Source organism: Cupriavidus numazuensis (assembly GCF_905397435.1).
In the GTDB taxonomy this organism is placed as follows: domain Bacteria; phylum Pseudomonadota; class Gammaproteobacteria; order Burkholderiales; family Burkholderiaceae; genus Cupriavidus; species Cupriavidus numazuensis.
In genome coordinates this window covers 29,099-53,549 of the sequence record NZ_CAJPVI010000025.1, presented here as the reverse complement: position 1 = coordinate 53,549, position 24,451 = coordinate 29,099, and the positions used below count along the sequence as shown (strand labels likewise).

Sequence of the window (24,451 nt, the reverse complement as noted above, 5' to 3'; positions counted from 1 at the left end):
CCATCGGCCGGAGCCTTTTTCCCGCATGAATATGTCAGCCACCCGATCCATTGCCTTCGAATGCGGCGCGTTGCCGGCGCGGCAGGACGTCGCTGTCGTCCCCGCAGGCTTCCGGCCACTCCCGACGCACCGCGGTTTCATCCATCTCTTCGGGCCGGTGTATCTGCACGAGACCGAGCCCGTGGTCGGTGCGCGGGTGGCCGCAGAGCATCTCAACGTGCAGGACATTGCCCATGGCGGCTACCTGGCCGCGCTGGCGGACAGCGCCTACGGCATCGTCATGCGGCGGGACAACCCCGACCTGGTGCCGCGCACGGCTCACCTGAGCGTGGACTACCTGTCCGCCGTGCGTGAAGGCGACTGGATCGAAGCGCGGGTGACGTTCGTCAAGCAAGGCAAGCGCATCACCAACGGCCTGTGTTGCCTGACTGTCGACGGGCGCATGGTGCTGCAGACCACCGGTGTCTTCGCCACGCAGCGCGTCGGGACCGGGGAAACCCGCGCGAGGGAAAACCCGCCCAGCCAAACCTGAGGGTTCCCGCCCGCCGCGCGCACGATACCGTTTCGATTCGCCTGCGCCGCACGCGCAGATCCGCCCTACCCTTGAAGTGAGGTAAAACGAAATGCGTAGCAAACCCCTGTTCTTCCTTGGCCTGCTGGCATGGAGCGCGATGAGCGCGGCGCAGACCTATCCGTCGCGGCCCATCACCTTCGTCGTGCCCGGCCCTCCTGGCGGCGCCACTGATACCGTCGCACGCGCACTGGCCGAGGACATGGGCAAGCGGCTCGGCCAGCCGATCATCGTCGACAACAAGCCCGGCGGCGGCGGCATGATCGCTGTGCAGGCCGTCACGCGTGGCGCGCCGGACGGCTACACCATCCTGCTTTCGCACTCGGCCCCGCTAATCAACACGCCGTACCTGTATGCTCACGTTCCGTATGACGTGCGCCGCGACCTGGCCTTCGTCAGCGAAGTCGCAGTGGGCAAGATCGTGTTCGCGGTCACGCGCGATGTGCCGGCGAAGAACGTGCAGGAGTTCCTGGCTTGGGCGGCGAAGAACAAGGGCAAGGTGAGCTTCGGTTCGTATGGCGTGGGATCGTTTCCGCACCTCGTGGGCGCTCACCTGAACCAGACGCGCGGCCTGGACATGACGCACGTGGCCTACAAGGGCGAAGCGCCGATGGTGCAGGACATGCTGGCCGGCAATATTTCTTGGGCCATCGGCTCGGTGACCACGCTCGGGCCGCAGATCAAGAGCGGCCGCTTGCGCGCCCTGGCCGTGATGGGTGACAAGCGCATCAAGGAGATGCCTGATGTGCCGACCATGACCGAAGCCGGCATGGCCGATCAGGAGATGCGTCCGCCTGCGTGGCTGGGGCTGTTTGCACGGTCGGGCACGCCTGCGGCGATCCTGTCGAGGCTGGAGAGCGAGGCGCGTGCGTCGGTGCAGTCGCCGGCCATGCGTGCGAGGCTTGATGCGATGGCGCTGGAGCCGGTCGGCAATACTTCCGCCGAGTTCAGGCGGGAGTTTGATGCGACGGAGCCGGTAATGGCCAGGTTGATTAAGGCTAGTGGGGCGACGGCAGAGTGAAGGGGGGTGAGGAGGCTGCTGGTGAGGGCGGGGTTTATCGTTCTTGGCAGGCGCCGCCGTTTCGCCGGCGTAGCCGGCGGGGGTTTTGTAGTTGGGATTGAGGTGTCGTTCTTGGCAGGCGCCGCTGTTTCGCCGGCGTAGCCGGCGACCTACTCTTTTGTCCGAGCGACAAAAGAGTAGGCAGAAAAGCGCGTCGTTGCCGCTGGCCATCAATTCCACGGCGGCAGGGGTTCAAACGGCTTTGGACGCCTGCGATGGTGGTCAGCCGTTCGACCCTGCTACGCCATGTGAGTCAGAACCTGTGCCTGGCGCGGCACGGCTTTTGGACGATCCCCAAGACGGACTCGGGTACAGCGTTTCAATAAGGTCAGTGGTGGGACGCCTTCGGCTGCGCTACGCGCGCGTCGTCGTCTGGGCGCAAGCTGATCAACCTCGCTGGTGCCCGAGGTCCCTTTATCCCTTCCGCTGCCCTTTCTCTACTCCGCGCATGCATGCGCGGGCATCGTCACCGAGGCGTGGTTGGCCCTGGGCCTGTGTGCTTAGACTAGGGCTCTGCGCGTAGCGCAGCCGAAGGCCCTTGCACGATGCCGTTGGCAGCAGGGGCCACGAACGCTTGCAGGGCTCGTTCAATCAGCGCCGTATTCCCGGCCACGGTCGTGCCCCACGCGGCAGGCAGCGTGACTGACTCTGAAGCCCATACCCGTACAACACCGCTGGCACACTACGATAAAAATTCGCCCCTTTGGGGCAACCAAAACGCGTTTTTGGTTACTTTTGTCGCTCGGACAAAAGTGACTCGCCGGCTACGCCGGCGAAACAGCGGCGCCCGCCAAGCACGACACCCCCCGATTCCGTCAAAGAACCCATAACCCTCACCCCCTCCCCACCCCCTGCTGCACAGCACTACGCGCCTTCAAAATCGCATCGTAACGACGCGACACCCCCAGCTTGCTGAAGATCTGCCGCATATTCCACTTCACGGTATCGACGCTGAGATTGAGCACCAGCGCAATATGCTTGTTGGTCATCGACTGTTCGAGCAGCGCCAGGATTTCGCGCTCGCGGCGCGTCAGGACATGGCTGAGCGCGCTGCCCATCTGGTCCGGATCGACGCCAGCTACGACAGGCTGCGCCGATGCGCTACGACCAACCGGCTCGCGCGCGACGGCAAGTTGCCGGTCGACTGGCGGCTGGGCCGTATGGCCCGCCGGCAGTTCGCCGGCGTACTCGCCTAGCAGCTTTCGCACGCGTTCCCCTTCGTCGACAAAGGTCCTGACCAGCCCCAGACGTTCGCCTGCAGCCAGCGCGGAAGCCAGACAGGTCCGCGCCATTTCAGATTGCCCGACATCCTCCCAGGCCTGCGCCTGCAGCAGTTCGGCACAGGCTACCAGCCGTATCCTGCCGCTTGCCTCGCCCTCGGAATGGGCGATTTCCAGCGCGGCCTGTGCCTGTTCCGGATCTGCCGCCGCCAGTGCCACGCGGGCGCGCGAGAGCGCCACGATGGCCCTGATCTCCTGGTCGCGCGGTATGTCGAGAACATGGGCGCGCGCGATGTCGTCGAGCGCTGCCTGCAGGCGCCCCGCATGGCGGCGGTCATGCAGCGACAGCGCGAGCCGCACCTGCTCCGCGACCACCCTTGCCTCCCCGCGCGGCAGGCCGCGTTGCTGGAGCGTGGATTCCGCTTCGGCAAGGCTCGCCAGGGCGTGGTGGACTTCGCCACTGCAGGCCAGCAGGCGCGCGCGGCACACCGCCGCCTCGATCAGCACGTCAGGCGTGGCAAAGCGCACCAGCGCGAAGCGTCCCGCCAGATGCTCGCGCGCCTGCTGCGGCTGGTCCTGCTCATACAGCGCACAGGCGACCGGCACCGCGCACAGGCATGCGGCAATCGAACGCCAGCCATAGGTGCGTTCCGCCGTCGCCAGGGCTTCGCCGCCGAGGCGGAATGCCTCGCGCGCATGCCCTTCCAGCCATGCCGCCACGGCTGCAGTGCCGGTGCGCATCAGCGCGATCTCGCTGGCGTCGGCGCGCGCCGGCGCCAGGTGTGGCGGGCGCCGGCCCGTCATCGCGCCGCAACGCGTAGCCAAGGCCATGCGGACGTGCTCGAGCGCCGGGCTATCGATCGGAGGGTCTGGCATTGCCTGGAAAATGGCTTGCGCGCGCGGCAGATCGTCGCGCTGGACAGCAATCGTCGCGGTGACCAGCGCCGTGTGCCGCGCGACGGTCAGCGCATCGCAGGCGCCCATTGCGTGCCAGCGATGCAGCCAGTCCATCGCTTCCTGGGGCCTCGCCGATACCACGCACGCCCACACGGCAGTCAGGCAGAGCACGGGGTGGTCGATCGGGCGGCCCGCGGGGCGGCCATCGAGCCAGCGCAGGAAGTCACGCAGCTGGCTCACTGCAGGCAGATCCGGCGCAACTTCGTCGAGTACCGCAATGACCGGTGCGTCGTCGCCGCAGCGCAGCGCATGCGGCAGCGCTTCGGAGACGTAACCCTGCTGGGCCAGCCACATGGCGGCGCGGCGATGCAGTTCGGCGGCATCGTCCTCGCTTGCGGGATGGCGGTGCCGCAGCGCGGCGGCAAACTGCGGGTGAAAGCGCCACCAGCCGTCGGCCTGAGCCGTTGCAGGCTGCAGGAAAAGCCCCAGTTCGTCGGCTACCGCCAGCCGTTGCGCGGAGTCCGCATCGCCTGTCACGTGCGTGGCCAACGCGGCATTGAAGCGGCGCAGCCGGGAGAGCCACGTGGCCCAGCGCAGCAGGTCCTCGGGGAGGCCTGGCAAGGCTGCTTCGTCGATGTAGTCACGCAAGGCGGCGGGGCATGGAGCGTCAGCCCCATCGCTGTCATTGGCAAGCGCGCCGGCCTGTCCGGCGAGCAGTTCCAGTCCGACCGGCCAGCCCTCGGTCGACTCGTGCATCAACACCGCCGCGTCCAACGCTTCGGCGTTCCCACGGGATGACGCGTTCGGCCGGCGTGCCAGGAAGGCCTGAGTCTCCGCGAGACTGAAAGCCAGGTCGATGGCGCCCACGGTATGCAGTTCGCCAGCGCCCTGAAGCCTTCCGAGCGCCAGCGCGCTCGCCTGCCGTGTGGCAGCAACGACGTGCACGTCCGGCAGGCGCGCATCGAGCAGCGACTGCAGCACAGCAACGGTGGCGGGTTCGCGCACGTGTTCCAGTTCGTCGAGCACCAGATAGAGCTCACCGGCGGCGCCGGCCAGTGCGCCAATCAGGTCGCGCACCAGGATCTGGGGATCGGAGCAACTGGCTGGCTGCCAGCGCAGATTGAGCCCCGCTTGCCTGAAGCTCGCGTGCAGACTGGTGCAGAACGCGTATGGCGAGTCATCTTCCTCGCACAGCGTCAGCCACGCGACGCGTGCACCCTCCTCCACCAGGCGCTTGCGCCATTGCGCGAGCGTGAGGGACTTGCCATAACCGGCCGGCGCACGCAGCAGCATCAGCCGGCAATGCCGTGCAGCATGCAGTTGGCGCACCAGTGCGTCGCGCGGTACCAGCCGCTGGGAAAGCCGCGGCGGCATGAAGCGGGTGGCAAGGGGTGGGTAACGTTCCATCGGGCCTTCAGCGGAGCGCGGGACAAACTGCCGGCCGGCCGATCATCGGCGGCCGGGACGCAGCCGCACTATAGGGGACAGAGGCGATGGCATGGCCGCGCGGTTGCCCGCCCCACCTTTTGCGGGTGGGGCACCGGACCGGCCGCCACTCGCGGCGAAGGGGCCGGGTCAGCGAATGTGGCGCCAGCGGGGTCTGCGCGGCGCCGCAGGTGGCGGCGAATGGGGTCAACTGCCGTACAATCGGCCGCACATGGATCCCACATGGATCCCACAAGGTTCCTTTTCCACGGCCCCTCAACAACTGTACCGAGTGTTCCGCCCCATGCCTGAACGGACCGATACGCCCTCGCCCGCCCCTGCGCCATCTCTCGCTGCAACCATGCCGGCACGTGCCGGCGTGGCACAGCGCGGCGCGGCCCGCGTCGTGGCCCGCGAGCGGCTGCTGGCGCAACTGACCGAAGCGCGCCGGCGCCGCTGCATCGTGATCCAGGGACCGGCAGGTTGCGGCAAGTCCGCGGCGCTGATGGCCTGGCGTCTGGAGCTGCTTGGCCTTGGCTTCGACATGGCGTGGCTGACGGCGGAGCCCGAGGACAACGACCTCGCACGCTGGCTCGACCGGCTGCTGGGATGCCTGTCGGACGTCAGCCCCGCCATCACGCGCGAAGCCATGCTGCTGGCGGGCCGCGGGCTGGACGATGAAGGCGTCGAGCGCACCATCATCGCGTTGGTGCGCGGCATTGCCGCCTGCCCGCGTGAACTCACGCTGGTGCTCGACGATCTCCATCACATCACCGAGTTGCGCGTGCGCGACGCGATGCAATGGCTGGTGGATTACGCACCGCCTAACCTGCATCTGGTGCTGGTTTCCCGCGCTGCGCTGCCGCTCTCTCTGGGCCGCGTGCGGGACCAGGGCATGCTGCTGGAGCTCGACCAGCGCGACCTGCGCTTCACTGCCGAGGAATCGCGCCAGTTCCTGACGGCCCAGCTGGGGGACATCGCTCCGCGCGATGCGCGCATGCTGCACGAACTGACCGACGGCTGGGTAGCAGGCCTGCAGCTGTTCGCCACGCACTGGAAGCGCAAGAAGCAGCACGACAGCGGCATTTCCTTTGCGACCGATTTCGTGCACGCCAATGTGCAGAATGCCGGCGCCTTTGCCGGCTATTTCGAGCGCGAGGTGCTGTCGCGCCTGGCGCCGGACGAGGCCGAGCTGCTGGTGCGCGCCGCCGCGTGCGAGCGCTTCAGTGCCTCGCTCTGTGCCGCGCTGAGCGAGGGCAGCCAGACCGAAGCCGAGGTGCTGACGCTGCTGGCACGGCTCGAAAGCGAGAACCTGTTCATTGCGCCGGTCGACGATTCCGGGCGCGAGACGTGGTATCGCCTGCACCCGCTGTTGCGCGAGACACTGGCCGAACGCTTTCGCGCACGCAGTGAACGCCAGCAAGCGGCTGTGCACGCCGCGGCCTGGCAATGGTTCCGCGACCACCGCATGCTCGAAGAGGCCGTGCGGCACGCGATCCTGGCCGGCGAGCCCGGCACGGCCGCCGATTTCGTCGAACGCTTCGCCACCACGCTGATGTCGCGTGGCGAAACGCGCAAGGCGCTCGCGTTGCTGCGGCTGTTGCCGGCCGAACAGGTCCAGCAGCGCATGGAACTGCGCATGCTGACGTTGCGCATGCATATCTACATGCACGACGCCGATGCTGCCGCGGCGATCGCCGACCGCATCGAAGCGGACCTGCCGGCCGACGCGGACAACCTGCGCTACCGCCTGGCCTTGCAGCGCCTCAGCATCATGGTGTTGCGCGACGACACTGCCGGCGCGCAGGCGCTGCTGCCACAGGTGCTGCAGCCGCCGGAACAGCTGGAGCCCTTCTACGCAGGTGGCCGCAACAACCTGCTGTCGTGGCTCTATATGCATCTCGGTGAATTCGAACAGGCTCGCCGCGTCCAGACCGACGCCCGGCCCCTCATGGTCGAAGGCGCACCGCTGGTCGGTACGGCCAGCGGCAGCCTGAACGGGCGTTGCATGATCGGTTTCAGCTACGCGCTCGAGGGCAAGATGCTGCAGGCCGAGCGCGTGTGCCGCGACGTGCTGCGCGAAGTCGAACAGGCGGGCAGCACGCGTTCGGAGCCCGAGTACTTTGCCGCGGCACTGCTGGCCGAAACCCTCTACGAACAAGGCGACCTGGACGCTGCGCGGCGTTTGCTGGAAGACCGCGTGGACGTGCTGGAACGGGTATCGATCCCCGATACCGTGCTGCGCGTGCACACCGTGCTGGCCGCTGCGCATTGGCTGAGCGGCCACCGGCTCGATGCCTTTGCGCAGCTCGAACGCATGGAAGAGTACGGCAACCAATTCCGGCTCGACCGGCTGGTGGCCCAGAGCCTCGGCTACCAGGTCCTGCTAAATCTCGTCAGTGGCGATATCGACACTGCCGAAGCGGTGCTGGCCCGGCTGCGCGCGGTCGCGCTGCGCCACCAGCATGCGCCCCGGGGCTCGCTCGATGCCATCCACTTGTCCGCCGAACGGGCCAGCATTCTCGTCAGCCTGGCGCACGATGACCTCGACGACGGCTGGCGGCGCGTCATGGACCTGCTGGCGTATTGCGAGGCACGCGGATGGCAGCGGCATGCCACGCAGCAGCACATCCTGGCCGCGGTGATCGCATCGCGGCGCGGCGACACGGAGACGGTCCAGGATCACGCCATGATCGCCCTGCGTCTCGGGCACAAGCTCGGCCTGGTCCGGGCGTTGATGGACGCCTACCCGGGCTCGCTTGACCTGCTTGTCGCCGCGGCGGCCAATGAGCCGCAGGATCCGGTGCTCGGCTTCTACGTCGAGCGCCTGCAGGCTGCGGCGCGTGCGCTGCCGCAGATGACGGCCGATGCTCCCGACAGCGCCGGCCACGCCTTGGCAGGACAGGAAGAACTGAGCGACCGCGAAGCCGACGTGGTGCGGCTGCTGGCGCAGGCGCTGCCCAACAAGAAGATCGCCCGCACGCTCGGCCTGTCGCCGGAAACGGTGAAGTGGCATTTGCGGAACATCTTCCGCAAGCTCGGCGTGAGCAGCCGCGACGAGGCCGTGGCGCGCATGCGCGACCGCGGGCTCGGACAGGACGCCTGAGCGCGGCGCACACGGTTTCCCCCTCCGGGCCGCCCACGCCCTGACCACCCGGCCACCTGATGCGGGTGGTTTTCCCACCCCACCCCTCCCCGGTAACTTAGCGCCATACCAACGCCACGCCCTGCCAGCAGCGCAGGCGGCGAGCGCAAGGCGAGCCACCCTGGCCCGCCCTATACCGTGGAGGCAACAACATGACAGCATCCCTGGCCGGAACTGTGCCAGCCGTGCCGGCTGACCAGCCGGCACGCTACCGCCCGACCGTATTCCCGAGCCGCCAGACGGTGGTGGAAACCCGTGCGGACGGCACCGTCCTGCTGCGTTGCGCCACGCCACCTGCGGACCTGACCCAGCACGGCCTGCCCGAGTTCCTGCCGCAGTGGGCGGAACGGCGCGGCACCCTCCCCGCGTTCCGCGAGCGTGATGCGCAAGGCGAGTGGCGGTCGCTGAGCTGGGCCGATCTGTGGCAGCAAGTGCAGGCAGTCGGCGCCGCGCTGCTCGACATGGGCCTGGGCCAGGACCGCCCGCTGATGCTGCTGTCCGGCAATTCCATCGAACAGGCCGTGCTGCTGCTTGCCGCAGAATACGTCGGCGTGCCGACCGCGCCCGTTTCGCCGGCCTACTCGCTGGTGAGCCGCGATTTCGCCCGGCTGCGCAGCGTGGCAGAGCTGGTGCCGCCGGCCGCGGTCTTCGTGCAGTCGGCCGCGCCCTTCGAACGCGCCATTGCGGCGCTGGACTGCGGCAATGCCCCGGTTATTGCCGTGAGCGGCGCAACGGGCAACCAAATGGCGTGGAGCCAGCTTGTTGCCACCGAACTGACGCCGGCACGCCTGAGCCGCCTGGCGGCCGCACACGCGGCGATCCGCCCTGAGCAGACCGGCCGCGTGCTGTTCACGTCAGGCTCGACCGGCACGCCGAAGGGCGTGGCGCTGTCGTACAGCAACCTGGCCGCTGTCGCCACCTACTATGCAGACACCTATGCTGCGCTGACCGAGCGCCAGCCGTCGTTCCTGTGCTGGCTGCCCTGGCACCATGGCCTGGGCGGCGTGCTCAACCTGAGCCGTGCGGTCGTGCTGGGCGGTACGCACTACATCGACGACGGCAGGCCGCTGCCTGGCCAGTTCGAGCGCACGGTGCGCAACCTGCGCGAAGTCTCCCCGGCAATCTTCACGAGCGTGCCGTCGGCGTGGACCATGCTGGCCACGGAACTGGAGCGTGACCCGGAACTGGCCCGCAGCCTGTTCGCCGAGGCCGTGAATTTCTCCTACGGCGGCGCCAGCCTGCCGCGCGACGTGTGGGAGCGCATCCACCGTGCCGCGGAAGCCACCATTGGCGAGCGCATCGTGTTCTGTTCGGGCCTGGCCTGTACCGAGACCAGCGGCATGGGCATCCAGTGTCCGTGGCCGACCGAGGCGCCGGGCAACGTCGGCGTGCCGATGCCCGGCTCCGAAGTCAAGCTCGTCCCGCTGGACAGTGGCGACGGTCGCTACGAAATCCGTATGCGCGGCCCGTTCGTGTTCGCCGGTTACGTCAAGCGTCCGGACCTGACCGCAGCCGCCTTCGACGACGAAGGCTACTTCTGCCTCGGCGACGCCGTACGCCTGGCCGATCCGGCCGACCCGGCGCGTGGCGTGACCTTCGCCGGCCGCGTGGTGGAGGACTTCAAGCTCACCAACGGCACGTGGGTGCGCACCGGCGCGGTCCGCCTGGGCCTGGTCGAGCAATGCGCGCCGCTGATCACCGACGCCGTCGTCTGCGGCCACGACTACGACTATCTGGCCGCGCTGGCCTGGCCGAACCTGCCCGCGTGCCGCGCGCTTGCGCCGGAACTCGCCGAGGCCGATGCGGAAACCCTGGTGCGCCACCCGGTGGTCATCAACGCAATCCGCGACCGGCTGCGTGGCGGCAGCGCCGGCGCCAGCATGGCCGTGCGGCGCGTGCTGCTGATGGCCGAGCCGCCTTCCATCGACGCCAACGAAATTGCCGACAAGGGCTACGTCAACCAGGCCGCCACGCGCGCGCGCCGGGCCCACCTTGTCTATGAACTGTTCCAACCCCAGCCCGCGCCCCACGTGGCCTGCGCATCCTGAACCCGCTTCCACCGGAGCCTTCCATGCAAATCACCCGTACGATCTACCGCGACGACCACGAAATGTTCCGCACCACGGTGCGCCGCTTCCTTGAGAAGGAATGCGTGCCCCGCCAGGCCGAATGGGACAAGGCTGGCGTGGTCGACCGCGAAACCTGGCTCAAGGCCGGCCGTGAAGGCCTGCTGTGCGTCACGCTGCCGACCGAATACGGTGGCGGCGGCGGCGACTTCGGCCACTCGGCGATCTACAACGAGGAACTGGCGCGCGCCGGCGTGAGCGGCCTGGGCTTCGGCGTCCATTCGGACATCATTGCCCCGTACATCAACCGCATCGGCAATGAAGAGCAGAAGCAGCGCTGGCTGCCGAAGGTCTGCTCGGGCGAATACGTCCTGGCGATCGGCATGACCGAGCCGGGCACCGGCAGCGACCTCAAGGCCATCCGTACCACGGCCGTCCGCGACGGCGACGAGTATGTGATCAATGGCAGCAAGACGTTCATCAGCAATGGCCTGAACGCCGACCTGATCATCATGGTCTGCAAGACCGACCCGGCCGCCGGTGCGCGCGGTGTCAGCCTGATCATGGTCGAAGCCGACCGCGAAGGCTTCCGCCGCGGCCGCAAGCTCGACAAGGTGGGCCAGCACGCGCAGGACACCGCCGAGCTGTTCTTCGACAACGTGCGCGTTCCCGTCAGCAACCTGATGGGCGAAGAAGGCAAGGGCTTTGCCTACCTGATGGGCGAGCTGCCGCAGGAGCGTCTGTCGATCGCCATCAGCGCCGCCGCCAAGCTGGAGACCTGCCTGGAGCACACGCTCAACTACGTGAAGGACCGCAAGGCGTTCAACCAGACCGTGTGGGACTTCCAGAACACCAAGTTCAAGCTCGCCGACATCAAGGCCCAGGCGATTGCCGTGCGCCTGATGGTGGACCACTACCTCGGCGAGCACATCCGCCGCCGCCTGACGCTCGAAGAAGCGGCCATCGCCAAGCTCTACGCGACCGAGGCGCTGGGCAAGGCGCTCGACGAGATGGTGCAGCTCCACGGCGGCTACGGCTACATGCTGGAGTACCCGGTGGCGCGTGCGTTCGCCGATTCGCGCGTGACGCGCATCTACGGCGGCACCAGCGAAGTCATGCGCGACCTGATCTCGCGCAAGCTGTAAGCGTCCCCAACAACAACCCGAAGATATTCAGGAGCCATTCAATGACTCGCAAAGTTTTCGTCGCCGGCGTCGGCATGATCCCGTTCAAGAAGCCCGGCACCAGCGAAACCTATGACACGATGGGCGCTCACGCCGTGAAGCAGGCGCTGGAAGATGCCGGCCTGTCCTACGCCGACGTGCAGCAGGCTTATGCCGGCTACGTCTACGGCGATTCCACGTGCGGCCAGAAGGCGCTGTACCACGTCGGCATGAGCGGCATTCCGGTCATCAACGTCAACAACAACTGCGCGACGGGTTCGTCTGCGCTGTTCCTTGCGCGCCAGGCCGTGCAAAGCGGTGCGGTGGATTGCGCGCTCGCCGTTGGCTTCGAGTTCATGAATCCCGGCGCGCTGAAGTCCGCGTGGACGGACCGCGCCAGCGCGCTAGAGCGTGCCAACAACATCGTGGATGAACTGGTCGGCCGCCAGGAAGGCCTGAGCAATGCCATCCGCCAGTTCGCCGGCGCCGGCATGGCCCACATGAAGAAGTACGGCACGAAGCTGGAAACTTTCGCGAAGATCCGCGCCAAGGCCAGCCAGCACGCCGCGCGCAACCCGCTTGCCGTGTTCCGCAACATCGTCTCGACCGAAGACGTGATGGCCGCGCCGATGCTGTGGGACGGCGTGCTGACGCGCCTGATGGCCTGCCCGCCGACGTGCGGTGGTGCTGCTGCCATCGTGGTGTCCGAAGAGTTCGCCCGCAAGCGCGGCCTGCGCACCGATGTGCTGATCGCCGCGCAGGCGCTGACCACCGACACGCCGAGCACCTACGACGCGAAGGACATGATCCGCGTGGTCGGCTTCGACATGACACGCGCCGCCGCGGCCAGCGTCTACGAGCAGGCCGGCATCGGCCCGCGCGACATCGACGTGATCGAGCTGCACGACTGCTTCGCGCAGAACGAACTGCTGACCTATGAGGCGCTTGGCCTGTGCGACGAAGGCCACGGCGAGAAGCTGGTCAACGATGGCGACAACACCTATGGCGGCGAATGGGTCGTCAATCCTTCGGGCGGCCTGCTGTCCAAGGGCCATCCGCTCGGCGCCACCGGCCTCGCGCAGTGCTATGAGCTGACCCAGCAGATCCGCGGCACGGCCGAAGCGCGCCAGGTTGAGAACGCGAAGATCGCGCTGGCGCATAACGTCGGCCTCGGTGGCGCCTGTGTCGTCACCGTCTACCAGAAGGCCGGCTGACGGCTCACGAACCTCAAGAATTCCACGGAGGCATTCGACATGATCGACAAGAAACACATCGGCAAGGTGATCGCGGATTTCCGCACCACCGCCCCGGCCAGCCAGCTTCGCTTCTTTGCGAAGGCCACTGGCGAGACCCGCCCGGTCTACACCGACGAGTCCGCTGCACGCGATGCCGGCCATCCGGGCCTGCCGCTGCCGCCCACGTTCCTGTTCTCGCTGGAACTGGCGCAGCCGGCCAGCGGCTGGCGCGAAGAGCTTGGCATCAAGACCGAGCGCATCCTGCACGGCGAGCAGTCGTTCAAGTACCACCGCATGGCCTATGCCGGCGAGGTGCTGCACTTCCGCACCACCGTTGCGGATATCTACGACAAGAGGGGCGGCGCGCTGGAGTTCGTGGTGCGCGAGACCCGCGTCACCAACCAGGAAGGCGAGCACGTGGCGGACCTGCGCAGCGTGCTGGTACAGCGCAACGGCTGAGGAGAACTACGCATGACCAAGCTGAGCATTGACCAGGTCCAGGTCGGCGACACCCTGCCGCCGCTGACGCTGGAGCCGATCAACCGCACCACGCTGGCGTTGTTTGCCGGCGCATCGAACGATCACAACGCAATCCATATCGACACCGACTACGCACGCAAGGCCGGCATGCCGGACGTATTCGCGCACGGCATGCTGTCGATGGCCTATCTCGGGCGCCTGCTGACGCTGTGGGTCGACCAGCGTCAGTTGCGCGATTTCGGCGTGCGCTTCGTGGGCATCACGCACCTGGGCCACCGCATCACTTGCACGGGCCGCGTGACCGAGAAGTTCGAAGCCGATGGCGAACAGCGCGTCCGCCTGGAAATCCAGACCGCCAACCAGTATGGCGAAACCAGAATCCTGGGCGACGCAGTCGTCGCCCTGTAAGACCCAAACATACTCAGGAGTCAGAGATGGGAGCACTTGAAGGCAAGGTAGCACTGGTCACCGGTTCGGGCCGCGGCATCGGCAACGCAATCGCACTGCGGCTGGCCCGCGAAGGCGCACGCCTGGTCATCAACGACCTGGACGCCGAGCCCGCGCAGCAGACCGTGGAAGAACTGAAGGGCATGGGCGTGGAAGCCGTGGCCTGCGTCGGCAACGTCGCCGCGCCGGACTTCGCCGAGCGTTTCATCGGCACTGCCATGAACACGTTCAAGGGCATCGACATCATCGTCAACAACGCCGGCTTCACGTGGGACGACGTGGTGCAGAAGATGAGCGACGAGCAGTGGTACGCGATCCTGGACTGCCACATGACGGCACCGTTCCGCATCCTGCGCGCGGCTTACCCGCACCTCAAGGCGCTGCACGCGGCCGACAAGGAAGCGGGCCGCGAGGTGTACCGCAAGATCGTCAATATCTCGTCCACGTCGGGCCTGAACGGCAACGCCGGCCAGATCAACTACTCCGGCGCCAAGGCTGGCGTGATCGGCATGACGCGCGCGATGGCGCGCGAGTGGGGCCGCTTCAACGTCAACGTCAATGCGGTGGCCTTTGGCCTGATCCATACCCGCATGACGTCGGCTGACGCCAAGGCGGGTGCCACGGTCAATATCGAAGGCCGCGAAATCCGCGTGGGGCTGAACCCGGAAATGCTGAAGTCGCACGCGCAGCGCAACCCGCTGGGCCGTGGCGGTACGCCCGAAGAAGCGGCAGGTGGCGTCTACCTGTTCTGCTCGCCGGATTCGAACTACATCACGGGCCAGGTGGTGGCTGTCGCCGGCAACGTGCAGTAACGGGCGATTGTTGAGGAACGGCGGAGCGCATGCCTGCGCTCCGCGCGAGTCAAGGGCCTTGCGCGCAGTGGATGCGGTGTGCAAGGCTTTTTTTGTTTTTCCGCCGAATGGCTTGGGGTGGTGTTCTTGGCGGGCGCGGCTGTTTCGCGGGCGTAGCCGGCGGGGCTACTCGTTGGGGGGGGTTATCGTTCTTGGCGGGCGCTGCTGTTTCGCCGGCGTAGCCGGCGAGTCACTTTTGTCCGAGCGACAAAAGTAACCAAAAACGCGTTTTGGTTGCCCCAAAGGGGCGAATTTTTATCGTAGTGTGCCAGGGGTGTTGTACGGGTATGGGCTTCAGAGTCAGTCACGCTGCCTGCCGCGTGGGGCACGACCGTGGTCAGAATTACAGCGCTGATTGAACGAGCCCTGCAAGCGTCTGTGGCCCCTGCTTCGAGCGATATCGTGTGATCGCCTTCGGCTGCGCTGCGCGCAGAGCTCAAGTCTGAGCACACAGGCCCAGGGCAATCCACGCCTCGGGACGGTCCCCCGCGCATGGCATGCCGAAGTCGAGAAAGGACCTTGGACGCCTCGGGCGCCAGCGACGTTGATGAGCTCGCGTCCCGACTACGACGTGCGCGCAGCGCAGCCGAAGGCGTCCCACCACTGACCTAGTTGAAACGCTGTACCCGAGTCCGTCTTGGGGATCGTCCAAAAGTCGTGCCGCGCCAGGCACAGGTTCTGACTCACATGGCGTAGCAGGGTCGAACCACTGACCACCGTGGCAGGCGTCCAAAGCCGTTTGAATGACTGCCGCCGTGGAATTGATGGCCAGCGGCAACGACGCGCTTTTTGGTTACTTTTTGTCGCTCGGACAAAAAGTGACTCGCCGGCTACGCCGGCGAAACAGCAGCGCCTGCCAAGAACGACACCCCAATCCCAACCACAAAACCCCCGCCGACTACGCCGGCGAAACAGCGGCGCATGCCAAGAACGACACCCCCGCAAAGGCAGCGAAAAGCTTTGAACCATGCATCCGCGCCCACCCCCCCCTCAGTCAATAGGTACTCTCCCCTCCCCCCATCTGCAGCCTGATTGCAACACCCATACCCCCATCCACTCCCTTTTGGATGGGTTCCAAAAGCGTCCCCACGGCTCTAATGCAGGCAGACGAGCAAGCGGCTTGTCGCTGGCGTCACGCATGCGCGACGCCAGCTCCCGGGCCCCGATGGAGGCGGGTACCCGGCTGCAACGAAGACATCCAAGGAGAAGATCTAGCATGAAGAAATCGCTTTTCGCACTGGCAGCGAGCCTGCTGGCTGGTGCGGCGCACGCGCAGACCAGCGTTACGCTTTACGGGGTCATCGACGGGTCGGTCGAATACGTCAATCGGGTTGCATCCGCCGCGGCTACGCCCACCCAGGGTGGCAGCCGCTTCGGCATGCCGAGCGTGGGCGGCCTGTCGGCGTCGCGCTGGGGCTTGCGCGGCGTGGAAGACCTCGGGGCCGGCAACAAGGCCCTGTTCGTGCTGGAAAGCGGTTTCCAGTGGGATTCCGGCGCCCTGCAGAGCGCTCCCCTGTTCAACCGCCAATCGTTTGTCGGCTTGCAGAACGAGACCTATGGCAAGGTGACCTTCGGTCGCCAGTACGCTTCGTTCTTCGATGGCATGGCCAACTTCGCGCCGCTGCGCTTCGCCGCGACGTACGAGCCGGGCATCTGGTGGATGGGCCTGAACTACCGTCAGGACAACATGGTCAAGTACACGGGCCAGTTCGGCCCGCTGCAGGCGGTGGGCCACTTCTCGTTCGGCACCGGCGTGGCGGTGCAGAATGCGGCCATCGCATTGGCCAATGGTGGCGCCGGTGAGGTACCAGGCCATTTCACCGACAACACTGCCTACGGCGGCTCGCTGATGTACCTGGACGGCAGCGGACTGGGCTTCTCCGTCGCCGCCGACATCTGGCGCCCGGCTGCCGTCACGGGCCAGCCCGGCAAGATGAGCAAGTACGGCGCCGCTGCGCTCTACAACACGGGACCGTTCAAGTTCACGGCCGGCTACCGCTACAACAAGGGCGAATTCTCGAACGGTGCGACGCTGCTGCGCGACGACTACTGGTGGGCCGGCGTGAACTACCAGGCCACGCCTGCGCTGGGCCTGTCGCTCGCGTACTACTACGCGGACGTCAAGGGCGCGCGCGCTACCGCCACCGCGGCGGAGACCAATCCGTCGAACATGCAGCAGGTCAGCTTTATTGCCGACTACAACTTCAGCAAGCGCACGGACGTGTATTTGTCGCTGGGGTATGCGCATAACGGCGGCCTGAGCTTCGACGGTCTTGCCACGGCTTACGCGTTCAAGTATCCGACCATGGCCGGCCAGAAGAACATGGTGGGCGTGACGGTGGGCGTGCGTCAGGTGTTCTGACGCACGGACACCCGTGCGCGCAGAGGGGCGTTCATTCGATCGCCCTGAACTGCGCGCACAACCGGAACACATCTTCGGAAAGGGCCATCTGCTTCGCCGTGGCGTAACGGGTGGCCAGCTTCATGAGTTCCTTGATGTCGCGGCCGCTTGCCCTGGGATAGGCGGCCGTCAGGGCATCGACCAGTTCCTCCCCCAGCGACGCACCACACTGTTCGGCCTGCAGGCGCCACAGGCGCGCCGCATCTTCCCTGCCCGGTGTCTCGTACTGGATCGTCGCAATGCAGCGCGACAGTATGGCGTCGTCGACATCACCGGTGCGGTTGGTCGTCATGAACAGCAACCCGCTGAAGTATTCGAGCGTGCGCAGGAACTCGGCGACGATGGCGTTGTGCTCGAGGTCGTTGTCGCGGCGGCGGATGTAGACGTCGGCCTCGTCCAGCAGCAGGACCGCGTTCCAGCGCATGGCGCGACGCAGGATCTCCATCAGCGTGGCGCCAACCGACGCGGCAGTGGTACCCAGCTGCCCCGAATGCACGCGGTAAAGCGGCTTGCCGACGACTTCGGCGTAGACCTCCGCGGTCAGGGTCTTGCCGAGTCCCGGTGCTCCCTGGCAAAGAATGGTCGTACCGCCTGACTTGCCGGGCACGAAGTCCTGCACCAGCACGTCCATGTGCGACGTCAGGATGTCGATCAGATCGCGATGATGGTCCGGCAGCACCAGCTTGTCCCGCAGTTCGGGCCGGTACTTGTACTCGCTCAGGTGCTGCACGTGTACCCAGACGTTCTGATGCCATTCCAGGTGGAACAGGTGCACGTAGCCATGCAGCGGCACCTTCTCGAAGCCGCTGGCGACACCGGCGCGGCGCCAGAACTCCGCATCGCAGCTCATCTCGAAACGCCGTTCGAGCCGTTCCTCGTCATTGATGCAGCGTGCGGTCACGCCATCGGCCATTCGCGCCAACGCGACGGTGTTCTTGCCTTCGACCGTGAAGCCGGCACGCGTCGCGATGAACTGCGCGCCAAAGCTGCGCTGGTAGCGCACGAAGCGCTGAGCATGGATCTCGTATTCGCGCCGGAACTCCGCACACTCCTTGAAGAAGCCGAATTCCGCAAGCAGTTCGGGGATCGTGCGGTCGACGATCTCGTCGCGCGTGACGATGATCGACGTCGTCATGCCTGAACGGCGACGCGTGGGGTCGGTCTGCTCGGAGTTGGCGGACAGCATCGTGTTCGCGAGCATGTCGATGGCCACATAGGGCATGCCCTGCTCCGGCTCGACATGGCGGATGCGCTGGACCAGCCACGGCAGCAGCACGCCGTCGCGGCTGCGCTGGTACAGCCAGCCATCGATGGCATCGCGCGACAGGTAGGCGATCAGCCCTGCCACCAGCATCTCGAGGCCCGGAATCGTGCGCGCTTGCGGCGCGTTGTAGATGTTGTCGAGCGCAAGCATCTGGAACAGCAGTTCGCGCTCGTTCTGCGCCTTGCTGAGCGTATAGAGCGAACTGAGCGATTGCGCGTCGAACAGGCGCGCCGACACCACCATGTTGCCGTGGCAGACACCGTGTTCCCTGAGCTGCCGGGCCAGCGGCGATTCGGCCTCGATCAGCGCGAGCAGCGGATGGATCAGGGACTGCGGGATTTCGAAATTCATGGGTGGCGCTCCGTTAGGCCAGGAAGAACCGGATGGCCTGGCCGACGATGTCGGGCTGTATCGCATGCGGGCCGTCGAACTCGACATACTCGATGTCGTAGCCGGCGGCCCGGAGACGCATCGCGTTGTTGCGGCCACTGGTCTGAACGGGGAGTTGTTCATCGGCGAGCCCATGCGCGATAAAGACCTTGGGCATGCCCTCCTGCATGAACACCGACATGAATCCGCCGGAAAATGCGATCACATGGCTGGCGATATCGCCATTGGTGATGCCGATCGACAGCGCATAGCTCGCGCCATCCGAAAAGCCGGCGAACGCCAACTGGTCGCGGCGGATGTGGTAGCGAGAGGTGACCCCTGCCAACGCCTGTTGCAACCGCTGCAGGTCGGGACCGTTGCCACCGATCACGATATCCCATGTCGGAAACATCGAATGCGGTGCCAGTACCAGGAATTTATGCTGCTCCGCGTGTGGTTCGATGAACGGCAGGACCTTCCCGGGAAATCCGCCTGCCCCGTGGAACATGATCATCAGCGGAACGGGGGCATCGGCATTCAGCCCCTCTGGCACGAACAGGACCGCGTCGCGTTCGTCGGCAATGCCAAGCCGGTGGCGGCCCGGTGGCAGCGGCGCCGCCGAAGGCACGGCATGCGTGAAGGCCATCCGGCCCAGCAGCGAAGGATCGAACATGGCGCAAATGGAGCAAGGTTCACTTTGTTGATATGTAATATATCACCAACTTGTGCGCATGGCGACCGCTGTCCGGGCTGCCAGGACAGCCCTTAGTGCGTTATGTCGTGCTGGTAAAGCAGGCGTTGCCCGTCGGCATTGGCGGCGGCCACTGCATCGATGGCCGCGCTTTCAGGCATCGGCCCCGCGAGGCTGAGCTCGAACTGGTCGTCGAGCATGGGGCGGGCGATCAGTAGCCGTTCATCGTGATGGCAGTACAGCGCGAAGCTGACGCCATGACGCACCGCCTGCTTAGCGCCGGTGCAGAACCGGGCAATGCAGATCGGGCAATTCCAGTCCCATGCACCGGGAGCGGACTCAGGCGCGTGCGCATAGCACTGGATGAATTGTGATGGTGTCGCCATGGGCACCCCGCGCTATTGGGTCGGATGCCAACAGCGTAGGACAAAGGCGGCCTCGGCGCCGGCCAATCTCAGCCGAATTTGATCGGGCAACGGCTAGCGCTTGTTTTGCCCGTCACTCGGGGGCGGGCATCCGCCGATCACTTCACTCCGCCGTGCGCCCCAGCTTGCACGACCGGTCGAGGAAATCGCTCGCATGGCCGGTCGTGCCGGCCGTCTTGTCCACGGGCTGGTCGACGACCAGAAAGCCCGACGCAGCGTCCTGTCGCGTCACGTAAGTGACGAACACGCCGCGATCCCCTACCCGTCTCGGCTCCGGCAGCCCTTTGCGCACGATGTCGAAGGCATTGAAGCGAAGCGCGGTATCCGGTGACGGGATCAGCACCGCGCGTACTGGCTTGCCCTGGAAACGGAGTTCGGTCCAGCCGTCGCTTGCCTTGCCCGCGTTGTCCGCAACAAATGCGCGCGCGGCTTCGCTGATGCAGTCGAGATGGATGTGAAGCTGGTCCTGGCTGCGCGATGCCCGCGAGTTCACCGCCAGGCCGAGCAGATGGTCCGGCACGCGCTTGCCGATCGACTTGCCGACGATGTCGCGCACTTCCCAGCCGAACGCCCACTGGTTCTGCGGCCCGCCATCCCACAGCGCGGGATCGTCGACACCCGTTACCTTGTGGTCGGGGATCACGAGGTAATGGCTCGCCCCGATCGCGTCCTTGTACAGCACCAGGCCACGTTCACGGTCGACGACCGCGCAATCGGCGTGCCGCGGCTGGTCGCTCGTCAGGCAGCGCTCCTGCACGTTCTTCCACAGGCTGTCCCGCGAGATGCCAGGGAACCACAAGTCGTCCTGGCGGCATTGCGCGGTCAGCGCAAGCGTCGACAGCACGGCCAAGGCAGCGGCGGCCATGCCGCGGCGCAGCCACGGACGTGAGGCAGTGTTCAAATCAGGGGGAATGGCACGCATGGCGGCAATGATCGCATGGCAACGGCAAACATCTTCAATAGCACCATGCCATGACGCCAACGTGACCGGCCGCACCGCGCCCGGTCCATGCGGGCACGCTTACTTGAGGAACTGCCCCCAGTAGGCTTCGACCTGTTCGACCAGCGTGGGCGGGAGCGCCACGTAGTTTTCCACGGCGGCATCGGTCTGCCCTTCGCGCAGCGCCCACCGGAAGAACGCGAGCGCGTCTTTGGTGCTGCCGCTGGCGAGCCCGGCGCGCGGCATCAGCACGAACACCACGCCCGCGATCGGCCACGCATTGGCGCCGGGCGCGTTCGTGACCACCTGGTAGAAGTCCTGCTGCGGCGCCCAGCTTGCCGACGCTACGGCCGCGCTGAAGCTGTCGCGAGTGGGCTGCACGTAGCTGCCAGCCTGGTTCTGCATGGCGGTGTACGGCAACTTGCGCTGCAGTGCATACGACAGCTCCACGTAGCCGATCGCACCCTTGACGTTGCGGATATACAGCGACACGCCTTCATTCCCGTTCGCGCCCACGCCGGCCGGCCACTTGACCGTGGTGCCGGATCCCACGCTGCTCTTCCAGTCGCTGCTCACCTTCGACAGGTAATCCGTCCAGTTGAAGGTCGTACCCGAACGATCGCTGCGGTGAACGACGACAATCTTCTGGTCTGGGAAGGCAACACCAGGGTTCACCTGAGCGATGGCCGCGTCGTTCCAGTTGATGATCTTGCCCTGGAAAATGCTGGCCAGCAGTGCTCCGGTCAGTCGCACTTGCCCGGCGCCGATGCCGTCGAGATTCACCACCGGCACCACGCCGCCGACGACCAGCGGAAACTGTGCAAGCCCGGCGGCCTGCAGTTCTTCGGGCCGCAATGGCATGTCGGTCGCGCCGAATGTCACGCTGCCGGATTTCACCTGCTGGATGCCGCTGCCCGAGCCGACCGCCTGGTAGTTGATCGTCTTGCCGGTCTTCGTGTAGTACGTGGCAGCCCATTTGGCCATCACGGGATAGACGAAGGTGGAGCCCGCACCGGTCACCTCGGCTGCATGCGTCACGGTTGCAGGCGCCAGCAGCAATGCCGCACATGTGGCCACGAGGCAGGATCGCACGATATCGAACACGCGGCGACGGGCCATGGCGGCACCTCCACTTCTTGTTTGTCTTTGAGTGTCCGCGGTCACCCGGTGGCAACGGAGAAACAGACCGCATCACCCCGCCTGCGGCCGGACAATGGGTCTTCCGGCGCAATGGAGGCAGGAGTGTTTCTATGACAAAAAAGATTGTATGCGTTGCGCGCGGCAACGGAAGGGCATTTCGCACGGAATGCATGCGAAACCGAGACGACGTGTCGGTCGCCTTTCATCCATCTCGGACAAGCATTCGCCGCACGGAAGCACCGCATGGGTGCGAAAACCACGGTTGCCGTCGAGACAGTTGGCCCGCAGTCAGCTAGTACCGGCCGTACCTGCCGCCATAAAACGATCCGCTGCGCGGATTGGAAATGATGTATGCGCGGCTTCGCGCCCACGTTTGCGCAGCGAGGAAGACTTCAGGCTCACGCTGGCTCCAGTCGCTCACCATCAGCGGGGCCGAGTCGTCTTCCGACGTGGGGTACACCGCCGCCCTGTGCAGGGCGGCCCGTCCGGGAGTCCCCGGTACGGTGATCATTCGAATCGTCACGCGCATCAGCGGTTGCAGAGAAGCCCGATTGAAATGCATTCTGGAAACTCATTATGACTGTTGTGTGACGAAATTCAATGCCGCAATTGCGTTATGTTTTGCCCGCAAAGCCGCTGCACTCGTCATCGTTCTGTCACGGGTGGCCGCCAGAATGCGCACGTCATTCAAGCAAGGGAGTCGAGATGACGCATGCCATCGAAGTCCGCGGCCTGACCAAATCGTTCCGAGCAGACCGCAAGGCGCTTGACGATGTCACGCTGCACGTCGCGCCCGGTGAAATGGTCGCCCTGCTGGGCGCCTCTGGTTCCGGCAAGTCCACGCTGCTGCGCCATATCGCCGGCTTTGTCACCAGCGATGCGGGCGCGGGCGAAATCGTCGTGAACGGCCGCACGGTCCAGCGCAACGGGCGGCTGGCGCGCAATGTGCGCAGTGTTCGCTCGGAAATCGGTTTTGTATTCCAGCAGTTCAACCTTGTCGGCCGCCTGCCGGTGATGACCAATGTGCTGGTCGGCATGCTGTCGCGCCTGCCGAAGTGGCGCAGCCTGTTGCGCCTGTTCAGGGCCAGCGAGATCCAGGCAGGTCTCGATGCGCTTGCCCAGGTTGGTATAGACGACTATGCGTTCCAGCGCGCCTCGACCCTGTCGGGCGGCCAGCAGCAGCGCGCCGCCATTGCACGCACGCTGGTGCAGAACGCCCGCGTAATCCTGGCCGACGAGCCGATCGCGTCGCTGGACCCGGAGTCGTCGCGCCGCGTGATGTCGCTGCTCGCGCAGATCAACCGCACGCGCCAGGTGGCCGTGGTGGTGTCGCTGCACCAGGTCGACGTGGCGATGCGCTACTGCCCGCGCGTAGTCGCGCTGCGCCACGGCAAGGTGGTCTATGACGGCCCGTCCGCGGCGCTCACGCCCGACATGCTGCGCGATCTCTATGGCACCGAGGCCAAGGAGTTGTTGCACGACACCCTCGACAGCGAACCGGATGCCATGCCCGTGCCCGCGCTGGCGGCCATGAATCTCGCAGCGGCCTGACGGCTGTCTCGCAACGCGTTCTTTTCCAGATTCAAGACGTACTCAAGACGTTCACCAAACCGAATTCCAACCGGAGTTATCCATGCTTCGCAGAACTTTCCTCGCCGTGGTCGCATCGACCGTTGTTGCCATGCCCGCGTTTGCGCAGGACGCCAAGACGCTGAACATCGGCTTCATCTCGACGGAATCGTCGTCGAACCTGAAGTCGGCGTGGCAGCCGCTGATCGATGATCTCAGCAAGACGCTGGGCGTGACCGTCAAGCCGTTCTTTGCCTCGGACTATGCCGGCATCATCGAAGGCATGCGCTTCAACAAGGTCCAGATCGCCTGGTTCGGCAACAAGTCGGCCATGGAAGCCGTGGACCGCGCCAACGGCGAGGTGTTCGCCTCGGTGATCGACAAGGACGGCAACCCGGGCTACTGGTCGATGCTGATCGTCAACAAGGACAGCGACATCAAGAGCGTCGAAGACGTGATCAAGCGCGGCAAGGAACTGAGCTACGGCGCCGGCGATCCGAACTCGACGTCGGGCACCGCCGTGCCGGGCTACTACCTGTGGGCCGCCAACAAAGTCGAGCCGAAGACGCTGTTCAAGGCTGTGCGCATCAGCAACCACGAAACCAACCTGCTCTCCGTGCTGAACAAGCAGGTGGACGTGGCCGTGAACAACACCGAGAACTTCGAGCGCTATCGCATCAACACGGGCAAGAACCCGTATGACCAGGTGCGCGTGCTGTGGAAGTCGCCGCTGATCCCGGCCGACCCGATCGTCTACCGCAAGGACCTGCCGGCCGACGTGAAGAAGAAGATCCAGACCTTCTTCGTCAACTACGGCAAGGGCCCTGACGCCGCGCGCGAGAAGCAGGTGCTGGCCACGCTGACCTACCAGGGCTTCCGCCCGTCGACCGATGCGCAGCTCGTGCCGATCCGCCAGATCGAACTGGCCAAGGAGAAGGCCCGCATCGAGACCGACACCACGCTGGCCGCTGCCGACAAGCAGAAGCAGCTCGCCGACGTGAGCCGCCGCCTGGCTGACCTGGACAAGGCAGTCAGCACGCAGTAAGTCCCACTCGCGGCTGGCGGCATGCCGCCGGCCGCCGTATTGCATTC

General features: G+C 65.9%; 19 protein-coding genes. 13 read left to right on the top strand and 6 right to left on the bottom strand.

Annotated features, from left to right (window positions below):
- Positions 1 to 25: 25 nt before the first annotated feature.
- Entirely contained in the window at positions 26 to 532 is a 507-nt protein-coding gene (locus KHO41_RS20085) for a PaaI family thioesterase (RefSeq protein ID WP_244873917.1), read from the top strand.
- 91 nt (positions 533 to 623) lie between these two features.
- Positions 624 to 1,592 (top strand): Bug family tripartite tricarboxylate transporter substrate binding protein, encoded by a 969-nt coding sequence (locus KHO41_RS20080; protein WP_211955046.1) that lies wholly within the window; start codon positions 624 to 626, stop codon positions 1,590 to 1,592.
- An 872-nt stretch (positions 1,593 to 2,464) separates the two neighbouring features.
- Here the strand turns inward: KHO41_RS20080 and KHO41_RS20075 are convergent.
- Positions 2,465 to 5,155: a LuxR C-terminal-related transcriptional regulator gene (locus KHO41_RS20075; protein ID WP_211955045.1), complete on the bottom strand. Its 2,691-nt coding sequence runs from the start codon at positions 5,153 to 5,155 to the stop codon at positions 2,465 to 2,467.
- 322 nt (positions 5,156 to 5,477) lie between these two features.
- On the opposite strand from KHO41_RS20075, the gene KHO41_RS20070 reads away from it, so the two are divergent.
- The 9 genes from KHO41_RS20070 to KHO41_RS20030 all read left to right on the top strand — a co-directional run bounded on the left by KHO41_RS20070 (position 5,478) and on the right by KHO41_RS20030 (position 16,922).
- Positions 5,478 to 8,279, top strand: a complete 2,802-nt coding sequence (locus tag KHO41_RS20070; RefSeq protein WP_211955044.1) for a LuxR C-terminal-related transcriptional regulator — start codon at positions 5,478 to 5,480, stop codon at positions 8,277 to 8,279.
- Between the two features lie 191 nt (positions 8,280 to 8,470).
- Positions 8,471 to 10,366 carry a feruloyl-CoA synthase gene (locus tag KHO41_RS20065; protein ID WP_211955043.1) on the top strand — a complete coding sequence of 632 codons (1,896 nt, stop codon included), beginning with the start codon at positions 8,471 to 8,473 and terminating at the stop codon, positions 10,364 to 10,366.
- A 23-nt stretch (positions 10,367 to 10,389) separates the two neighbouring features.
- On the top strand, positions 10,390 to 11,529 hold the full coding sequence (locus KHO41_RS20060) for an acyl-CoA dehydrogenase family protein (protein ID WP_211955042.1): 1,140 nt from the start codon (positions 10,390 to 10,392) through the stop codon (positions 11,527 to 11,529).
- Between the two features lie 41 nt (positions 11,530 to 11,570).
- Entirely contained in the window at positions 11,571 to 12,761 is a 1,191-nt protein-coding gene (locus KHO41_RS20055; protein ID WP_211955041.1) for a lipid-transfer protein, read from the top strand.
- 39 nt (positions 12,762 to 12,800) lie between these two features.
- The gene (locus tag KHO41_RS20050) at positions 12,801 to 13,241 is read left to right on the top strand and encodes a MaoC family dehydratase N-terminal domain-containing protein (protein ID WP_211955040.1); all 441 of its coding nucleotides are present in this window, start codon (positions 12,801 to 12,803) and stop codon (positions 13,239 to 13,241) included.
- A gap of 12 nt (positions 13,242 to 13,253) precedes the next feature.
- Positions 13,254 to 13,670: a MaoC family dehydratase gene (locus KHO41_RS20045; RefSeq protein WP_211955039.1), complete on the top strand. Its 417-nt coding sequence runs from the start codon at positions 13,254 to 13,256 to the stop codon at positions 13,668 to 13,670.
- Positions 13,671 to 13,696: 26 nt separating this feature from the next.
- A complete protein-coding gene (locus tag KHO41_RS20040) occupies positions 13,697 to 14,521 on the top strand; it encodes an SDR family NAD(P)-dependent oxidoreductase (RefSeq protein WP_211955038.1) in 825 nt (274 codons plus the stop codon).
- A gap of 782 nt (positions 14,522 to 15,303) precedes the next feature.
- The gene (locus KHO41_RS20035; RefSeq protein WP_211955037.1) at positions 15,304 to 15,561 is read left to right on the top strand and encodes a hypothetical protein; all 258 of its coding nucleotides are present in this window, start codon (positions 15,304 to 15,306) and stop codon (positions 15,559 to 15,561) included.
- Positions 15,562 to 15,776: 215 nt separating this feature from the next.
- Positions 15,777 to 16,922, top strand: coding sequence for a porin (locus KHO41_RS20030; protein ID WP_211955036.1), 1,146 nt, complete (start codon positions 15,777 to 15,779; stop codon positions 16,920 to 16,922).
- 31 nt (positions 16,923 to 16,953) lie between these two features.
- Here KHO41_RS20030 and KHO41_RS20025 read toward each other — a convergent pair whose 3' ends face one another.
- The 5 genes from KHO41_RS20025 to pstS form a co-directional block, all read right to left on the bottom strand.
- A complete protein-coding gene (locus tag KHO41_RS20025; protein WP_211955035.1) occupies positions 16,954 to 18,576 on the bottom strand; it encodes an ATP-binding protein in 1,623 nt (540 codons plus the stop codon).
- A 13-nt stretch (positions 18,577 to 18,589) separates the two neighbouring features.
- Entirely contained in the window at positions 18,590 to 19,267 is a 678-nt protein-coding gene (locus tag KHO41_RS20020) for an alpha/beta hydrolase (RefSeq protein ID WP_211955034.1), read from the bottom strand.
- 92 nt (positions 19,268 to 19,359) lie between these two features.
- Positions 19,360 to 19,671: a hypothetical protein gene (locus tag KHO41_RS20015; protein ID WP_211955033.1), complete on the bottom strand. Its 312-nt coding sequence runs from the start codon at positions 19,669 to 19,671 to the stop codon at positions 19,360 to 19,362.
- A gap of 142 nt (positions 19,672 to 19,813) precedes the next feature.
- Complete coding sequence (locus tag KHO41_RS20010; RefSeq protein ID WP_211955032.1) at positions 19,814 to 20,632, bottom strand: CDP-diacylglycerol diphosphatase; 819 nt, start codon at positions 20,630 to 20,632, stop codon at positions 19,814 to 19,816.
- 99 nt (positions 20,633 to 20,731) lie between these two features.
- On the bottom strand, positions 20,732 to 21,769 hold the full coding sequence (pstS, locus tag KHO41_RS20005) for a phosphate ABC transporter substrate-binding protein PstS (RefSeq protein WP_211955031.1): 1,038 nt from the start codon (positions 21,767 to 21,769) through the stop codon (positions 20,732 to 20,734).
- A 726-nt stretch (positions 21,770 to 22,495) separates the two neighbouring features.
- Here pstS and phnC point away from each other — a divergent pair.
- Together phnC and phnD are read left to right on the top strand one after the other, a co-directional pair.
- Positions 22,496 to 23,341, top strand: a complete 846-nt coding sequence (gene phnC, locus KHO41_RS20000) for a phosphonate ABC transporter ATP-binding protein (RefSeq protein WP_211955030.1) — start codon at positions 22,496 to 22,498, stop codon at positions 23,339 to 23,341.
- A gap of 82 nt (positions 23,342 to 23,423) precedes the next feature.
- Entirely contained in the window at positions 23,424 to 24,404 is a 981-nt protein-coding gene (phnD, locus tag KHO41_RS19995; protein WP_211955029.1) for a phosphonate ABC transporter substrate-binding protein, read from the top strand.
- Positions 24,405 to 24,451: the final 47 nt, after the last annotated feature.

What these genes read in the sequence shown, in the direction of transcription:
- KHO41_RS20085 (WP_244873917.1), top strand. Translation starts at nt 26, where the DNA reads ATGAATATGTCAGCCACCCGATCCATTGCCTTCGAATGCGGCGCGTTG.
- KHO41_RS20080 (WP_211955046.1), top strand. Translation starts at nt 624, where the DNA reads ATGCGTAGCAAACCCCTGTTCTTCCTTGGCCTGCTGGCATGGAGCGCG.
- KHO41_RS20075 (WP_211955045.1), bottom strand. Translation starts at nt 5,155, where the DNA reads ATGGAACGTTACCCACCCCTTGCCACCCGCTTCATGCCGCCGCGGCTT.
- KHO41_RS20070 (WP_211955044.1), top strand. Translation starts at nt 5,478, where the DNA reads ATGCCTGAACGGACCGATACGCCCTCGCCCGCCCCTGCGCCATCTCTC.
- KHO41_RS20065 (WP_211955043.1), top strand. Translation starts at nt 8,471, where the DNA reads ATGACAGCATCCCTGGCCGGAACTGTGCCAGCCGTGCCGGCTGACCAG.
- KHO41_RS20060 (WP_211955042.1), top strand. Translation starts at nt 10,390, where the DNA reads ATGCAAATCACCCGTACGATCTACCGCGACGACCACGAAATGTTCCGC.
- KHO41_RS20055 (WP_211955041.1), top strand. Translation starts at nt 11,571, where the DNA reads ATGACTCGCAAAGTTTTCGTCGCCGGCGTCGGCATGATCCCGTTCAAG.
- KHO41_RS20050 (WP_211955040.1), top strand. Translation starts at nt 12,801, where the DNA reads ATGATCGACAAGAAACACATCGGCAAGGTGATCGCGGATTTCCGCACC.
- KHO41_RS20045 (WP_211955039.1), top strand. Translation starts at nt 13,254, where the DNA reads ATGACCAAGCTGAGCATTGACCAGGTCCAGGTCGGCGACACCCTGCCG.
- KHO41_RS20040 (WP_211955038.1), top strand. Translation starts at nt 13,697, where the DNA reads ATGGGAGCACTTGAAGGCAAGGTAGCACTGGTCACCGGTTCGGGCCGC.
- KHO41_RS20035 (WP_211955037.1), top strand. Translation starts at nt 15,304, where the DNA reads ATGACTGCCGCCGTGGAATTGATGGCCAGCGGCAACGACGCGCTTTTT.
- KHO41_RS20030 (WP_211955036.1), top strand. Translation starts at nt 15,777, where the DNA reads ATGAAGAAATCGCTTTTCGCACTGGCAGCGAGCCTGCTGGCTGGTGCG.
- KHO41_RS20025 (WP_211955035.1), bottom strand. Translation starts at nt 18,576, where the DNA reads ATGAATTTCGAAATCCCGCAGTCCCTGATCCATCCGCTGCTCGCGCTG.
- KHO41_RS20020 (WP_211955034.1), bottom strand. Translation starts at nt 19,267, where the DNA reads ATGTTCGATCCTTCGCTGCTGGGCCGGATGGCCTTCACGCATGCCGTG.
- KHO41_RS20015 (WP_211955033.1), bottom strand. Translation starts at nt 19,671, where the DNA reads ATGGCGACACCATCACAATTCATCCAGTGCTATGCGCACGCGCCTGAG.
- KHO41_RS20010 (WP_211955032.1), bottom strand. Translation starts at nt 20,632, where the DNA reads ATGCGTGCCATTCCCCCTGATTTGAACACTGCCTCACGTCCGTGGCTG.
- pstS (WP_211955031.1), bottom strand. Translation starts at nt 21,769, where the DNA reads ATGGCCCGTCGCCGCGTGTTCGATATCGTGCGATCCTGCCTCGTGGCC.
- phnC (WP_211955030.1), top strand. Translation starts at nt 22,496, where the DNA reads ATGACGCATGCCATCGAAGTCCGCGGCCTGACCAAATCGTTCCGAGCA.
- phnD (WP_211955029.1), top strand. Translation starts at nt 23,424, where the DNA reads ATGCTTCGCAGAACTTTCCTCGCCGTGGTCGCATCGACCGTTGTTGCC.